The organism is Micromonospora sp. LOL_021 (assembly GCF_048060215.1).
Lineage (GTDB): Bacteria > Actinomycetota > Actinomycetes > Mycobacteriales > Micromonosporaceae > Micromonospora_E.
On record NZ_JBHMIN010000176.1, the window covers coordinates 1 to 298 of the forward strand.

Sequence of the window (298 nt, forward strand, 5' to 3'; positions counted from 1 at the left end):
CCCGGTGGCGCGGCAGACCACCACTGCTGACCGACTCCGAACTGGTCTGCCTGGCCGTGGCGCAGGTCCTGCTCGGCGCCCGATCCGAAGCCCACTGGATCCGCTACGCCCGTGTCCACCTGGCCGGCATGTTCCCCTACCTGCCACAACGGCCCGGCTACAACAAACGGCTCCGCGCCGCCCTCCCGCTGATCCGCAAGACGATCCGGAACCTGGCCCGCGACAGCGACTTCTGGCTCGACAACCACTGGATCGTCGACTCCACCCCGGTGCCGTGCGGCATGTCCCGCCCCACCGT

Annotated in this window: 1 pseudogene; it reads left to right on the plus strand. The window is 69.8% G+C overall.

Going from position 1 to position 298, the window contains the following annotated elements:
- Positions 1-298, plus strand: a pseudogene (locus ACFHWT_RS31565) (IS982 family transposase); the annotation flags it as partial.